This window comes from Agrobacterium tumefaciens (assembly GCF_009649785.1).
Taxonomy (GTDB): domain Bacteria; phylum Pseudomonadota; class Alphaproteobacteria; order Rhizobiales; family Rhizobiaceae; genus Agrobacterium; species Agrobacterium tumefaciens.
This window is the reverse complement of record NZ_WJOK01000019.1, coordinates 1-13,286: the sequence shown is the minus strand read 5'-3', so window position 1 is coordinate 13,286 and position 13,286 is coordinate 1. Positions and strand designations below refer to the sequence as shown.

At 58.3% G+C, this 13,286-nt stretch carries 14 protein-coding genes and 1 pseudogene; 8 read left to right on the top strand and 7 right to left on the bottom strand.

The features are described 5' to 3' along the window. The first annotated feature begins 231 nt into the window (after nucleotides 1-231). The 3 genes and pseudogenes from GH784_RS19195 (at nucleotide 232) to GH784_RS19185 (ending at nucleotide 1,719) form a co-directional block, all read left to right on the top strand. Nucleotides 232-873: a TetR family transcriptional regulator C-terminal domain-containing protein gene (locus GH784_RS19195; RefSeq protein WP_003513869.1), complete on the top strand. Its 642-nt coding sequence runs from the start codon at nucleotides 232-234 to the stop codon at nucleotides 871-873. A gap of 254 nt (nucleotides 874-1,127) precedes the next feature. After that, a pseudogene (locus tag GH784_RS19190) lies at nucleotides 1,128-1,451 on the top strand (DUF2325 domain-containing protein); the annotation flags it as partial. Continuing rightward, nucleotides 1,432-1,719, top strand: a complete 288-nt coding sequence (locus tag GH784_RS19185) for a hypothetical protein (protein WP_065702625.1) — start codon at nucleotides 1,432-1,434, stop codon at nucleotides 1,717-1,719. The pseudogene GH784_RS19190 and the gene GH784_RS19185, both read left to right, overlap by 20 nt. Nucleotides 1,720-1,726: 7 nt before the next feature. On the opposite strand, the gene GH784_RS19180 is transcribed toward GH784_RS19185, so the two are convergent. From GH784_RS19180 to uppO, 3 genes are all read right to left on the bottom strand, one after another. Beyond that, on the bottom strand, nucleotides 1,727-2,092 hold the full coding sequence (locus GH784_RS19180) for a DUF423 domain-containing protein (RefSeq protein WP_019565130.1): 366 nt from the start codon (nucleotides 2,090-2,092) through the stop codon (nucleotides 1,727-1,729). Further along, nucleotides 2,089-2,490, bottom strand: a complete 402-nt coding sequence (locus GH784_RS19175) for a globin domain-containing protein (RefSeq protein WP_025594308.1) — start codon at nucleotides 2,488-2,490, stop codon at nucleotides 2,089-2,091. Before GH784_RS19175 ends, GH784_RS19180 begins: the two co-directional genes overlap by 4 nt. 135 nt (nucleotides 2,491-2,625) lie before the next feature. Next, nucleotides 2,626-4,041: a polysaccharide biosynthesis phosphomannomutase UppO gene (gene uppO, locus GH784_RS19170; protein WP_065702637.1), complete on the bottom strand. Its 1,416-nt coding sequence runs from the start codon at nucleotides 4,039-4,041 to the stop codon at nucleotides 2,626-2,628. A 258-nt stretch (nucleotides 4,042-4,299) separates the two neighbouring features. On the opposite strand from uppO, the gene uppM reads away from it, so the two are divergent. After that, nucleotides 4,300-5,919 (top strand): polysaccharide biosynthesis protein UppM, encoded by a 1,620-nt coding sequence (uppM, locus tag GH784_RS19160; RefSeq protein ID WP_025594305.1) that lies wholly within the window; start codon nucleotides 4,300-4,302, stop codon nucleotides 5,917-5,919. Nucleotides 5,920-5,935: 16 nt separating this feature from the next. On the opposite strand, the gene GH784_RS27200 is transcribed toward uppM, so the two are convergent. Continuing rightward, nucleotides 5,936-6,145 carry a hypothetical protein gene (locus GH784_RS27200; RefSeq protein WP_003513853.1) on the bottom strand — a complete coding sequence of 70 codons (210 nt, stop codon included), beginning with the start codon at nucleotides 6,143-6,145 and terminating at the stop codon, nucleotides 5,936-5,938. 240 nt (nucleotides 6,146-6,385) lie between these two features. Between GH784_RS27200 and uppL the strand changes: the two genes are divergently transcribed. Next, nucleotides 6,386-7,201: a polysaccharide biosynthesis UDP-hexose transferase UppL gene (gene uppL, locus GH784_RS19150; RefSeq protein ID WP_034502051.1), complete on the top strand. Its 816-nt coding sequence runs from the start codon at nucleotides 6,386-6,388 to the stop codon at nucleotides 7,199-7,201. Nucleotides 7,202-7,272: 71 nt separating this feature from the next. Further along, a complete protein-coding gene (locus tag GH784_RS27490; RefSeq protein ID WP_323131483.1) occupies nucleotides 7,273-7,698 on the top strand; it encodes a hypothetical protein in 426 nt (141 codons plus the stop codon). Between the two features lie 34 nt (nucleotides 7,699-7,732). Here GH784_RS27490 and uppJ read toward each other — a convergent pair whose 3' ends face one another. Beyond that, entirely contained in the window at nucleotides 7,733-8,677 is a 945-nt protein-coding gene (gene uppJ / locus GH784_RS19140; RefSeq protein WP_065702626.1) for a polysaccharide biosynthesis UDP-hexose transferase UppJ, read from the bottom strand. Nucleotides 8,678-8,685: 8 nt separating this feature from the next. After that, nucleotides 8,686-9,597, bottom strand: a complete 912-nt coding sequence (gene uppH / locus GH784_RS19135) for a polysaccharide biosynthesis endo-1,4-beta-xylanase UppH (protein WP_013636689.1) — start codon at nucleotides 9,595-9,597, stop codon at nucleotides 8,686-8,688. 280 nt (nucleotides 9,598-9,877) lie between these two features. On the opposite strand from uppH, the gene uppI reads away from it, so the two are divergent. Together uppI and uppG are read left to right on the top strand one after the other, a co-directional pair. Continuing rightward, nucleotides 9,878-10,948 (top strand): polysaccharide biosynthesis UDP-hexose transferase UppI, encoded by a 1,071-nt coding sequence (gene uppI / locus GH784_RS19130; RefSeq protein ID WP_065702627.1) that lies wholly within the window; start codon nucleotides 9,878-9,880, stop codon nucleotides 10,946-10,948. Between the two features lie 2 nt (nucleotides 10,949-10,950). Further along, nucleotides 10,951-12,030 carry a polysaccharide biosynthesis glycosyltransferase UppG gene (gene uppG / locus GH784_RS19125; RefSeq protein ID WP_065702628.1) on the top strand — a complete coding sequence of 360 codons (1,080 nt, stop codon included), beginning with the start codon at nucleotides 10,951-10,953 and terminating at the stop codon, nucleotides 12,028-12,030. 37 nt (nucleotides 12,031-12,067) lie between these two features. On the opposite strand, the gene GH784_RS19120 is transcribed toward uppG, so the two are convergent. After that, nucleotides 12,068-13,138 (bottom strand): hypothetical protein, encoded by a 1,071-nt coding sequence (locus GH784_RS19120; RefSeq protein WP_065702638.1) that lies wholly within the window; start codon nucleotides 13,136-13,138, stop codon nucleotides 12,068-12,070. Between the last annotated feature and the right edge of the window lie 148 nt (nucleotides 13,139-13,286).

The window sequence follows — 13,286 nt, the reverse complement described above, 5'->3', positions numbered from 1 at the left end:
CGAAGCAAAGCTTGTGCCGTTCCCGTTTTTGCCGGTTAAGATAACAGCCATTGCCTTGTGATGGCGATGGTGGATAAATTGACCGGCTGGTAAACATTGCAAATTCGCCATGACGTCAGCAAGGGATTTTCGTGACGAATCGCACTAATTTTGCCTAAACTGTACGCGGCGATTATTTTTTAAGCATACTGTAGCGGCAATTGCACCGAAAAGAAACACAGAGAGCAGAGTATGGCCATACCGCGCGCAGCGAAAACACAGAAGCGGACCCGCATTCAGGAAGAAAAGCAGGAAGCGATTCTTGAGGCCGCGCTGAGTGTGTTTTCCACCAACGGCTTTCGCGGTTCCACCATCGACCAGATTGCCGAGGCGGCCGGCATGTCGAAACCGAACGTACTTTATTATTTCCGCACCAAGGAGGCGATGCATCGCGCGTTGATCGAGCGGGTGCTGGATACCTGGCTGGATCCGCTCAGGGCTTTCGATGCCGAGGGCAATCCTGAAAGCGAAATCCGCTCCTATATTCGCCGCAAGCTGGAAATGTCGCGCGATTTTCCGCGCGAGAGCCGCCTGTTTGCCAATGAAATCCTCCAGGGTGCGCCCCATATCGAGGATGAGCTGAAGGGTCCGCTAAAGCAACTGGTGGATGAAAAGGCGGAGGTAATCCGTGTCTGGATCAAGGCCGGACGGATGGCGAAATGCGATCCCTATCACCTGATTTTCTCTATCTGGTCGACCACGCAGCACTATGCGGATTTCGACGTGCAGGTGCGGGCCGTGCTGGGCGACAAAAACGGTGGCGAAGGCCGGTTTGAGGATGCAGCCCGGCACCTGGAGCAGCTTTTCATGGGTGGATTGAAGATCAACAACTGATCTGGTGAGGTTATCGCGAATATGTGATCGATTCTTTATGTCAAAACATGAGGAAAATTATCACCTTTATACTTTACTCCAAAACTCATCTTTATTATGGTGCCGGCATCCCGAACGTCGGGGCATGAAAAAATCAACCGGCAGGTGAGGGAATGGCACGCAAGGAAAAGAAGAAAGCCGAACGCGGCGGCAAGCAGGGCAAGGGCGCGCCTCAACCTGAAAAGGATGTGGCCGAACAGCAGCTTTCCGGTCCGAAGAGCTTTCTTTATGTTGGCGGCCGTGACTGTCAGGTTGCCCATCTTCGCCAGATCGCCAGCAATTTCGGCGCCGAGCTTATCCATCACGATGGCGGATTGCGTGAGGCGGTCTCGCGTATCGACACTGTTCTTCCCTCCGTCGACTGCGTTTTCTGCCCGATCGACTGTATCAGCCACGATGCGTGTCTGCGGGTGAAGTCCGGTTGCAAGAAATTCGGCAAGACGTTCATTCCGCTGCGCAATGGCAGCAAATCCAGTCTGGAGCGAGCGCTGCAGACGATGAATGAACGGACCTTAAACGATGAGCGACGAGCGCAATAATTTCAAGGATGCAGAGCAGGCGGTGGCTGAGGCCTGCCGCGTGGAGCTGCACAAGATGGCCGATCAGGGCGCCGATCCGGCCCTGACGGAGATGTATGAAGTCGTCGGCGAACGCGAGCGGCGCAACCGCGCCGCAGCTGACGGCGGCAATGTGCTGGCTTTTCCCTATCTGCGCACCCGCCAGCCGGGCGAAAAGCCGTTCTTCGAAATCGGTGACGCGGCTCAACGTGGCGGCAACATCCTGTCGTTTCACTGGAAACGGCGTTGATGCCGATTTAGCCCCTCGGCTTCAAAAATGCACCGGCGCAAAGCACCAGCCATCCCGCGATCATGCCGAGGCCACCCAAGGGGGCCGCGTAGGGAAACAGGCTGTGACCGGAAAAATGTCTGGTGACGAGATCACCAACAAAAACCGCCGTGCCGAAGCCAAGAATCAGCCCTGCCGGAATGGCGGTTCTGATGCGGTCCGCGCCGATATGCAGTGCCACAAGCACTGGCGCATGGGCGAGCGCCATGGTCGAGGCGTTGCCAAGCATATAGGTTTCGCCGGTATGGGTGGCGGCGGCGGCAAGCATGACGCCGGCAGCACCCAAAAGGCTGCCCAGCAGCAAAATCAAGGCGCGCAATCTTTCCGTCGTCATGGGTTATTCGCTTCCTGATTTTGCATGTGAAAGGCCAGCCGCTCCACCGGTCCCCAGATGATGTCCCGGAGCTTTGCGTTCTCGATGGTCTCGTCCATCGCGCGGCGAAAGCAGAGCAGCCATTCGTCCCGCTCGGCGGGTCCGATAGGGGCCACGAAATGACGCCTGCGCAACATAGGGTGGCCGTGTTTTTCGACATAGACCGGCGGTCCGCCAAGATATCCGGTCAGATAATCGTAGAACTTGCTTTCGCTGCCGGAAAGATCGGCTGGATGGATGGCGCGGCAATGCACCGCCTCTGGCAGGGTGTCCATCAATTCGTAGAAGCGCCGGGTCAGTGCTCTGACTGTGGCATCGCCGCCGATCGCTTCATAAAGGGTAATGGTCTCGCCGCTCACATCCCGCCTCCTTGAACCCTGCGGCCCTTATCGCTTTCCGGAGCGGGAAGAGCAACAGGCAAAGACGGGATGCGACATTTGCGACACTGGGACATTCATGGTGGCCGTCCGCTTCAAGCGTTCGGCGCCATCCACTCATCCAAAGTTGCGGATAAGATCGAGGCCCTTGCTGAGCAGCGTTTCGGCTTCGTCCTGATTGGCGGCCTCGACGTAGCAGCGCATTTCCGGAGCATTGCCGGAAGGGCGGAAATGGATGGTGCTGCCGTCTGTCAGCGCCACGCGCAGGCCGTCAATGTCGCTCAGCGCCTTGACCGTGCCCACGGGGGCGAGGAAGGTTTCGAGATTATTCCGCGAGGCGCGCAGATGCGTCATCAGGGCAGCGCTTTTTTCCTGTGCGAAGTTTTCCAGACGATCCGCAGCCGCGACCGGCAGGTTATAGGCGGCGGCAATCTGCGATAGCGGCTTTTTCTGCTCGGCGGAGAGAAGCAATACGGCGAGGATGGGCAGGAAGCTGTCCCGCGTCGGCAGGGGCGATAGCGGTTTGCCGTTCAATGTGAAGGTGGAGGCCGTCAGAAGGCCGCCATTGGCCTCGAAACCCATGACGCCGTTGTTTCCTTCGGCAAGGGCCTGCACCATGCCGGCGATCACGAAAGGCGAACCGACCCTGGTGCGGATGACCTTGAACGAACCGCTCGCCTCAATGCCGGAATTGGAGGTGACGGGGGTGACGACCACGCCGGCATCGAGAAAATTCGCCGTGATCAATCCGATCAGGTCGCCGCGCAGCGGCACGCCGTTTTCATCGGCAAGCAGGGGCCGGTCGCCGTCACCATCGGCGGAAACGATGGCATCGAGGCCGTGTTCCGGTGCCCATTTTTTGAGAAGCTCCAGCGTTTCAGGGGAGACCGCCTCGGTATCGACCGGAATGAAGGTCTCGGAACGGCCGAGCGACACGACATCGGCGCCATAGTGGGCGAGAACATCGACGAAGAGATCGCGCGCCACCGTGCTGTGCTGGTAAACGCCGATCTTCAGGCCCGACAGCGCCTTTTCCGGCAGGAGTGCGGCATTGCGCTCATAAAAGAGCTCGGCTGCAATTGCGGAATGGTCGTCCGCCGCTGCGGCCTCGTCGTTAATCCCTTCAGCCTCGACTTCGGCTGCGAGTGCGGCGATCGCAGTTTCGTCCTGTTTGTCGATCTCGCCGTCCGGGCGGTAGAACTTGATGCCGTTGCGGTCGGCCGGAATATGCGAACCGGTTATCATCAGCGCGCCGGCCTTGAGGGAAAGTCCGTAAAGCGCCAGTGCCGGTGTCGGCACGGTGCCGCAATCGAGCGGTGTGAGGCCGGCTTTTTTCAGCGCGGCGATACAGGTTGCGGAAACATCCGGGCTCGAATCGCGGAAATCGCGGGCCACGAGAATGGGGTCGCCCGCCTTTGCCTGACCCGATGTGAGAAGGTGCCTTGCAAATGCCGTTGCGTAGACGGCCGAGGCCTTTCCTTTCAGATCGACAGACAGGCCGCGAAGGCCGCTCGTTCCAAATTTCAGGCTCATGCCAAACTCCGTTTCGATAAAATCTTTGAGGTTCAAATGGATAATACAAAAATATAACGCCAGAAAGAACCGTATCGATCCATTCAAGTCAATCATCTCTTTCATGGACGCGGCGAATAGGTGATGATGGCGGGGATGATGCGGGTAACCTAAAATTCACCCGTTATATCTAGACTTGCCGGTTAATAGTGGTTCTGGCGACGATGAAAACCATCTGTTGCAGGCCTTTTTTGTGGTTCGTTCAAGTTGGATTGGCTGATGTACAGGCTTCAAAAGGCGGGACATAAGCAGGCACGTCCGCTGGATGAAAAAGCGGCGCCCGCCGCCAGACCCCACGGTTCCCTGCTGGACGATCTGGTGGATGAGGATGAGGTTTTCGAGCGCACGGTGCTGAAAGAGCATCTTGAGCCGAAGCCGGCGGCTGCCGTTGCCGAACCCGCTCCGGCTGAAAAGCCCACAAGGCCGGCCTCGCCAAGCAACAGTTTCGCGGCCACGCTGCCGGGCCTGAAATATATCGACCGGATCGGTGTGGACGAGGTACTCGGCTGGCTGCGTGCCGGGATCGTCTGGATTGTGCTTGCGATCATTCTCTGCGTCGCCGCTGCACTCGCCTATGCCTATATGACGCCGCCGCGTTACACCGCCTATACGGATATCGTCGTCAATCCCTCCAACCTGAATGTCGTCAATGACGGGGTGTTTTCGCCCAACCAGCAGCGCGACACCCAGATTCTCGAAGTGGAGAGCAAGCTGCGCACCGTCACGTCGCGCAACGTGCTGGCGCGTGTGGTGGACGAGCTGAAACTGGATGAGGACCCGGAATTCATATCCCCACCGCCTCTTGCGCGGCTGAAAGCATTTTTTTCACCCAAGCCGGAAGATGGTGACAACAAGGTCGGCGCGCTTCGTTCGCTGGGCGAACGGGTTGCGGCGGAACGGGATCCGCGTTCCTTCGTGGTGACGCTTGCGGTCTGGACCAATGATCCGGACAAATCCGTGACAGTCTCGAAGGCGATGGTGAAGGCGTTCGAAAGCGAGTTGTTCCAGACGACCTCCGACAGCAGCCTGCGTATCGTCGATGATCTAAAGAAGCGGCTTGAGGAAATGCGCCAGAACGTGACGGTTGCCGAAAAGCGCGTCGCCGATTTCCGCCGCGAAAACGGCCTGCAGGAGAATAACGGCCAGCTGGTCAGCAATCTGGCATCAGGAGAGCTGAATGCGCAGGTTCTTGCCGCGCAGCAGCGCGTCATTCAGGAGGAGTCGCGCCTCAAGCAGATGCAGGCGGCGATTGCCCAGAACCGCACCCAGAGCGACGCGATCTTCGACAGCCAGACCATGAACACCATCCGTGCGCAATACAGCACCTTGCAGCAGCAGATTGGGGCGATGACGCTGACCTATGGCGCCCGCCATCCGCGTCTGGCGACTGCCGGGGCGGAACGCGACATGCTGGAACGCGGCATTGCGGATGAGGCGCAGCGGATTTTGCTGGCGGCCAAGACCAATGTCGCCGAGGCCCGCTCCTCGCTTGATGCCCTGCGGCTGAAGGCGGTTGCGGAACGCGCCAACGTCTTCACCGACAATGAGGCGCAGGTGCGGCTGCGCGATCTGGAGCGAGACGCCAACTCAGCTGCTGCGATCTACGAGACCTATCTCAACCGATCACGCCAGATCGCCGAGCAGCAGACAATCGATTCCACCAATGTGCGGGTGATTTCGCAGCCAGTAGCGCCCAATTCCAGAAGCTGGCCGCCCGGCAAGCTGATCTTCCTGATCGCCGGTGGCGTGGGCGGTCTGTTCCTTGGTCTCGGAATTGCCATCGCACTTGGGCTTTTGGGTTTTCTGCGCCGGACAGATCACGCGGAACGCTACGCCTGAGGGCTGCGACCGCCGATTACTCCTCGGACATCAGGCCGTCATAGACCTCGAGCAGGGCGGCGGCAATGGCGGCACCCAGCGCATTACCCGCATCGCGAATGCCTGTCTCGTCGCCGTCACGGACCGAAACGGCAAGATCGGACGCCTCGTTGGCGACGATTTCCTTTGCCCGTTCGATGGCCCAAAGGCCGAAATCGCCGCGGTTGTCGATCGATATGGTTTCCATGGCCGGGACCTTTTCTGTGGTGTGGTTTCGTCGTCCCTTAACCCATCAGCCGCAAAACCGGAATAGGGGGAGGAGAGGTTGGGGTGGTCACTCAACCCCCGGGCGTATAATTGTTTGATTCAAGCGTCAGATTTATAAGAATATTAATGATAGTTATTCGTAGTGTTTGAAGCCTTATACCTTAATCCTATGCGTGAATATAACAGTGAAACGATGCCTATCTTGGACACCGGACAGAATATGACAGGGAGAGATGTCCCGCATGCGGAAGGGCCTGGCACACACTGGCCGGTTGTTCCGCTTGCGGCTTTGCCCATCACCGATGCGACCATCGAAGAGACGGCGCAGGATTTTATCCTGCGGGCGGAACGTGAACGCGCGGCCGGCGCAAAGCCGTTCTATTCGACATCGGCGAACGGTCAGGTCATCGCACTCTGTCACCAAGACAAGGAATTCGAAGCCCTGCTGCGGCAGGCGGACCAGATTCATGCCGACGGCATGTCGCTGGTGATCTTTTCCCGCCAGTTCTGCGTAAGAGCGCTGCGGGAACGTGTGGCGACGACGGATCTCGTTCATGCGGTGGCCCGGAGGGCTGAGGCGACCGGCACGCGGTTCTATTTTCTCGGCGGTTCCGAAGAGGTGAACCGCGCGGCAGTCGAGGAAATGCAGAAGCTCTATCCACGGCTCGTTTTTGCCGGTCGGCGCAATGGTTATTTCAGACCCGGCGACGAGGAGGCGATCCTTGCCGATATCGTCGCATCGCAGACCGATATTCTCTGGGTGGGCTTCGGCATACCGCTGGAGCAACGTTTCGTCGCGCGCAATCTCGACAGGCTTTCCGACATTGCGGTGATCAAGACCTGCGGCGGTCTGTTCGATTTTCTCGCGGGCAAGAACAGCAGGGCGCCACAATGGATGCAGGATATGGGGCTCGAATGGCTCTACAGGGCCATGCTTGAGCCAAGGCGTCTCGGCAAGCGCTACCTGCTGACCAATCCCATCGCCATATATTCGCTGCTGAAGCATCGCTACGGGTTCGGGGCCGGCAAGGTCTAAAATCCGCGCATTCTCATTGATTCTTTACGGAATTGCCCCTGACCGTCTGACCGGTTCAGGATCGATATCATGTGAGCGGCATCTGCCGGCGCATGCAATCATCATATGGAGTCGCGCTATATGAGGTCGCTCTAACGTATCGGGGTGGAGGTGTCTTTCCGCGCAAAAAAGTTGCAAGTGGGCGTAACGGCGGTACACTGAGCGGATATTACATATTTATTCGAATCAGAAATATATTGAGGACAGCGATGGTAATTACGTCCATTTCTCTTTTCGTATATGGGATTGGCACCGTTACTTCTCTTGCCATGACCTATATAGAAGGCGCCCGCCGCGACAAGGATTGGGACTTTTACCGGGTGACCGGTATCATCCTTTGTTTCTTCTGGCCGGTTCTTGTGCCGCTTCTCATTCTTGCAGCCGTTTTTTCGTCATTCGCTTCCCAGAAACGGCATGTGAATGGGATCTCTTTGCGCAGGGAAAAAACCCTGAGCTGAAAAGCTGATATTAACTGCCGGAACGAGCCCGTGTTCAGGCCTTTTTCGCCGGCGCCTTATAGGGCGTGAGCGTAATACCGAGGCTCGCCATGACGCGGCCGATGGACATAAGCGGTGGATGCGTGGCGGGCAGCAGCGCACCGGTTTTCAGGAATGCGGAAACGGCGCGGACCAGTGACAGGCACAGGCTGACGACGTTTTTGGCGGCAAGCAGCAGCCCGCCCTTCAGGCCGGGGCGTCGGGCGCGGTCGATGCTGTAATTGATGATGCCGGTTCGGAGCGAGCGCTCCATGATCCAGCGCGGCGCCATGCGGTTTTCCGGCACATATTCGATGATGAGGGCTTGAGCGTTCCAGGCGAATTTGAAACCCGCCTTTCGGCAACGGGTGAAGAAATCCATGTCGCCGCCGCCAAGGAAATTGAACCGTACATCGAATTCCGGCTTTTCCAGCGTTTCGAAAACCCGCCTTGAGATCAGGCAATTGCCGGACCCATGGATTTGATCGACTACGCCGGTCGGCGCCTCGATGGAGCCGAACAGCGGGTGTGCCAGAACCGCCTTGGGTGCGGGGGCATCGAATTCGCGATCGACCGGCCCGCCGACAATGTCGACGCCGAAGGATTTTGCGGCAGAGACCATTTCAGCGAGCCAGACGGGCGAGGCCGCTTCGTCGTCATCGATCATCAGAAACCACTGCGCGGATGGATAGCTCTGCCGCGCCGTGCGGAATGCCGTGTTGATGGCGTAACAATTGCCCTGCGTCGGCTCGACCAGCGTCTGGCCCATCATTCCGCTCTCGGAGAAAAACGCACGCGCGACGGCCAGCCCCGCCTGGCCCACCCCGTCATTATCGACGACGACGATGGCGAAGGGGAAATCGACCTTCTGGGCTGCCAGCGAGTTCAGCGTTTTCTGCAAACCTTCCGGCCTGCGGAAACTCGGAATGCACACCACCGCTTCCGGCATGATTTCGGACATGGACACTCCTAAATTCCGGCAAGGGCTGCGGCGGAAAACACGACGGCGCGCAGGCTTTGGCGCGGGCGATTGACAAATGTATCGGCAAGCGCCGAAAAGGCCTCGCGATAGCGCCGGGCGCGAAAGGCCTGCGCCACGGTATAGGCATTCATGTGATTTTCGGATTTTCGGCGAAGCCGGCGCAATTCCTGCGGCGCAATGGCGGCGACGATGGCGGGATCGGAAAACACCGCTTCGATCGCCGGTTCGCAATCCCGGAAGGTCAGAAGGCGGTTCATCATCACGCTTGTCCGGTGCACCCGGTAATCCAGCACGTGGCGGCCGGGCAGATAGGCGAAACGGCCGGAGGCAGCCAGCCGGCACCAGCCATACCAGTCTTCCGCATAACGCAATGTCTCGTCGAAACCGCCAAAATCCTGAAAGATGCGGGTTTTAACCAGCATGATGCCGCCATTGACGATGAAGTTTCCGCCCAAAAGCGGCTGGAGGATGAAACCATCAGGTTTTTCCCGCCGTCTGATGAGGTTGCGCCGTCCGATCTTGGCGCCATTCTCGTCAATGCGCTCATAATCGCCGTAGACAGCAACGACATCCGGTCCGGAGATGCCGGCGCATAGGGCGGCGATCGCGCCCGGCTTCACGCGGTCGTCGGCATCGAGAAACATCGTCCATTCACCGCGCGCCTGCGACAGGCCGAAATTGCGCACGGCGGAAACGCCCTGCCGTCCCTGCGGCCGGGCCAGCAGTTTTACGCGGGGATCGGCGAAACTTTGCACCTTTTGCGCCGTTGTGTCGGTGGAGCCGTCATCGACGACGAGCACTTCGCAAACGGTTTTCCCCTGAGACAACACGCTTTCGATCGCTTCCACGATGTAACGCTCGCCGTTGCGAACGGGAATGACAATCGAAACGGAAACCAATATTTTTACTCCATCAGGGGCGGGTCAATAATTCTCACACTGAAGTTACTACCGGATTAAGCCGGCTTGCGCCAATTGTGACGTGGTATAGCGTCAGTTAACCTTGCAAATCTTTAATATCCTTTTGGCATGATCAAGATGTTATATTTTGAGAATTAGAGCGCCGTGCGGCCATTGGGACGCATCAGCGACGTTCTGACAGTTGTGATATGCGCATCGTCCCTTTCGAAAATCGCTTTCGATTTTCAGGCCGATGCGCCGGGGTTGTGGAGGCGGGCGAATGCAGATCGGGCGGCGGAATTTTCTGGGTGGTGCTGCAAGCGCGGGCCTGTTGCATGCCATGGCCGGGCAAGGCGTTGCCGCGACCAGGAAAACGTCGACAAAGATTGCCCCTTACGGTGCGGCCATCTATCTGCCGGACCTTACCGCCGATAGCCGCATCGGCGAAGCGGTGGTCAAATATTGCTCTCGCATCACACCCGTTACTGAAATGAAATGGGAGGTGATGCGGCCTTCGGCAGAGGTGTTCGATTTTGCCGCTGCCGATGCGCTTGCGAACTTCGCGCGCCAGAACAAACTCACCATGCATGGTCATCCGCTTATCTGGTACGCTTCCAACGCGCCCTGGCTTGCCAGCATCGGCAGCGGCGCGAAGGTCGAGAAGTTGATGGAAACCCACATCGTCAAGGTGATGGAACGGTACAAGGACGTGATACACAGCTGGGATGTGGTCAATGAGCCTATCCCCGACGTGCCCGGCAATGTGCGCTCGCGCCGCGACGCCTGGTATTATGGCGCAGGCCCGGACGCCATCAAAAAGGCCTTTGACATCGCCCATTCCGTCGATCCGAAGGCCCAGCTCGTCCTCAACGAATATGATGTGGAATTTGCGGTCGAGAAATCGCCGGCCAAGCGCGCGGCCTTCCGCAATCTCATTCTCGAGCTGCTAGAGAAAGGCGCTCCGATCAACGCTATCGGCCTGCAGGGGCATCTGCGCGGTGGCTGGCCCATTGCGAAAGACGAGCTTGCCGCCTTTACCAAGGAAATGCGCAGTTATGGTCTTGCCGTTCTGGTGACGGAACTGGATGCGATGGACCAGACGCTTCCCGCCCCGGAAGCCGAGCGCGACATGCTGATAAACGGTCAGGTCCGCGATTTTCTCGAAGCGGCGTGCGAAGGCGGCCCGCTTTCCTCCATCACCACATGGGGCATTTCGGACCAATATACCTGGATCCGCTGGGCCTATCCCCGCCGGGATGGCACCGCGAACCGGCCGCTGCCGCTCGACTGGAGCTTCAACGAAAAACCCATGATGGCTGTCATCAATGAATTCCGGAACCGTGGTGCGTAATTATGACTGCTGAAATGCCGCTTCCTCCCGTACAAAAGGCGCTGCAAATCAATCTGCATCCCTTCGACGCACCGCATGCGGCACTGACCGTTCCGCATCAGCTGCGGGTCTGGGGCGGGCAGGTGGACCGCATTCTCCTGACGGTGGATACCGGCCAGGTTGGAGCCGGCCGCTACAAGGGCAACGGTTTCGAGGCCGCCAGCAAACGCCTGTTTGACATGCTGGAGGAAATGCAGGCCAACTATCCGCATCTGCATGTGGATATTGCCGACTATAGCGATGCGGCGCGCAGTGCGGTGGCGGAGACGTTCTTTTCGCGCTCGCCGGTTCCTTATCCCGCCAAGGCTTTCGACGGCGGGCCTTTCCATGTTTATTTCCACGGGTTGAAACGTGCCAACGCCCGTTATGTGCTGCATATGGACAGCGACATGATGTTTGGCGGCGGCAGCCAGAGCTGGTTCAACGAAGCCATTGCGCTGCAGAAGGCCAACCCGGACGCGCTCTGCATCACGCCGTTTTCCGGGCCGCCCACCGTGCGCGGCGATCTCGATATCTCCCGCCATGTCGGCATGCCGGGGGTGAAAAACATTCCCGAACCGCGCAAGCTGCCGAGCCGCGTTCCCACATGGCGGTTCGCGACCGTTTCCACCCGCCTGTTCATGATCGACATGGACCGTTTCGCCAAGCGTATCGGCTCGCTCGAACTGCTGAGACCCGACGTCAAACGGCGCATCCGCTCCTATGCCTATAATCAGCAACCGGTCTCAATGCCTGCCGAAGAGGTGCTGAGCGACAATATGATGCGCATCGGCGTATACCGGCTTGATTTTCTCGGCACGGGCAAGGGCATGTATTCGCTGCATCCGCCCTATCGCTCGCCCGAGTTTTACGCGGCGCTGGGCTCCATCGTCGAGCGCATCGAAAAGGGTGACGTTCCCGAGGGCCAGCTCGGAGATTTCGATATCAACGGATCGATGGTGGACTGGTCGAGCGCCCTTGCGGCCAAGACGCGCTCCAAACGTTACGCGAAGGCGCTGCGTCACCTGATTTCAGCGAATGTCCAGCGCTTCACTGGGGCATAGAAGGCTCGGCATTTTCTTCACAACCGGCGCAAGTGCCTTAGAAATCTGTGATGAGCTTGCTCCAGCTTTCCGAGCTTAGCCCGCCAATATAGATGTCGCCGGCAAGCGCCCGATCCCGGAGGGCTTCATCCCGGGTGGCCATGCAGAAATAACCGCGATGATGGAAGGTCACGTGGTTCTGACGGTAGAGCGCGTTCATGAGAAACGGTTGCGACATGCCGGTGACATGGGCATAGTTCTCATCATCGAAATGGCGGAACAGCGCACCGAGCACGTCGTTTTCGCGACCGGCATCGCAGACGAGGTTCAGCACATAGGCGGTCCGTCCCGCCTGTCCGAAATACAAGGCAGCGCCGATGATGCGGCCTTCGACATTTTCGATCGCCAGGCTGCTCAATTCACCAAGGGTGCCGTTGGTTTTACTCATTTCGATCAGCCAGTGGAATTCCTCGTGGGACCATTCCGGGCGGACGGAAAAACGCTCGATCATTTTCAGCGCGTTGCGTCGGAACGTCTCGAAATCCACCGGTCTGACCGTGGTGCCGGCAACTTCATTAGGCCTTATGCCCTTTTTCCACGATCGCAGGATACGGTCCACAAATCCAAGCGCCATAAGTCCGGGCCTGGATTTGACTACTTGCGAACGGCGCGGCATGCGCAGGGCAATCGCGCTGAAAGGCTTGAGCGCCTTGTGCCATTGCAGGCTTTCCATCGGCAACATGCTGCCGCCGATCGCAAGCCAATGATCGGCGCTGACGGGGGAGGCCGTGTCCGAAAACAGCATATCGTGTTTCGTCGCGCGCATGCCGCGGGACAGGCGCGCGGCGCCGAGTGCGCCGAGTTTTCCTTTCGACGCGAAAGCACATAACAACCTTGCGGTAATGGGTTTTCCGTTCGCGACAAACCGCATGGGGACGGCAAGGATAACGCTTGTAACGCCGCTCTCTCCAGCATCGTAGACAACGCTGCCATATTCGGGATCAAACACAGGACTGCTGAAAAACAATGTTTCGACGTAAGCGCCGAAGTCGAAGTTTCTATCAAGCCCGGTCTTTTTGAACGCGCTGTTGAGCACAACCTCGACAGCCGGAAGATCGTCCCTGCGCATGGGTCGAACGCCGGGCGCAGCTGGCTGAACCGGGCGTTGTGTCGCCCCTTCGTTGTTGCTATCGTCCATATTGGTGTGTATCGGAACGTCCACCGTCGGTTTCCAGCTATTTACGCGTTTATGAAATCAACCATAGGCAGTGTAGATT

Excerpts from the sequence above, each read along its gene's own strand:
- uppL (WP_034502051.1), top strand. The coding sequence starts at position 6,386 with ATGACAGGGAGAGATGTCCCGCATGCGGAAGGGCCTGGCACACACTGG.
- uppJ (WP_065702626.1), bottom strand. The coding sequence starts at position 8,677 with ATGTCCGAAATCATGCCGGAAGCGGTGGTGTGCATTCCGAGTTTCCGC.
- uppI (WP_065702627.1), top strand. The coding sequence starts at position 9,878 with ATGCAGATCGGGCGGCGGAATTTTCTGGGTGGTGCTGCAAGCGCGGGC.
- GH784_RS19180 (WP_019565130.1), bottom strand. The coding sequence starts at position 2,092 with ATGACGACGGAAAGATTGCGCGCCTTGATTTTGCTGCTGGGCAGCCTT.
- GH784_RS19185 (WP_065702625.1), top strand. The coding sequence starts at position 1,432 with ATGAGCGACGAGCGCAATAATTTCAAGGATGCAGAGCAGGCGGTGGCT.
- GH784_RS19120 (WP_065702638.1), bottom strand. The coding sequence starts at position 13,138 with ATGCGCAGGGACGATCTTCCGGCTGTCGAGGTTGTGCTCAACAGCGCG.
- uppO (WP_065702637.1), bottom strand. The coding sequence starts at position 4,041 with ATGAGCCTGAAATTTGGAACGAGCGGCCTTCGCGGCCTGTCTGTCGAT.
- GH784_RS27200 (WP_003513853.1), bottom strand. The coding sequence starts at position 6,145 with ATGGAAACCATATCGATCGACAACCGCGGCGATTTCGGCCTTTGGGCC.
- uppM (WP_025594305.1), top strand. The coding sequence starts at position 4,300 with ATGTACAGGCTTCAAAAGGCGGGACATAAGCAGGCACGTCCGCTGGAT.
- GH784_RS19195 (WP_003513869.1), top strand. The coding sequence starts at position 232 with ATGGCCATACCGCGCGCAGCGAAAACACAGAAGCGGACCCGCATTCAG.
- uppG (WP_065702628.1), top strand. The coding sequence starts at position 10,951 with ATGACTGCTGAAATGCCGCTTCCTCCCGTACAAAAGGCGCTGCAAATC.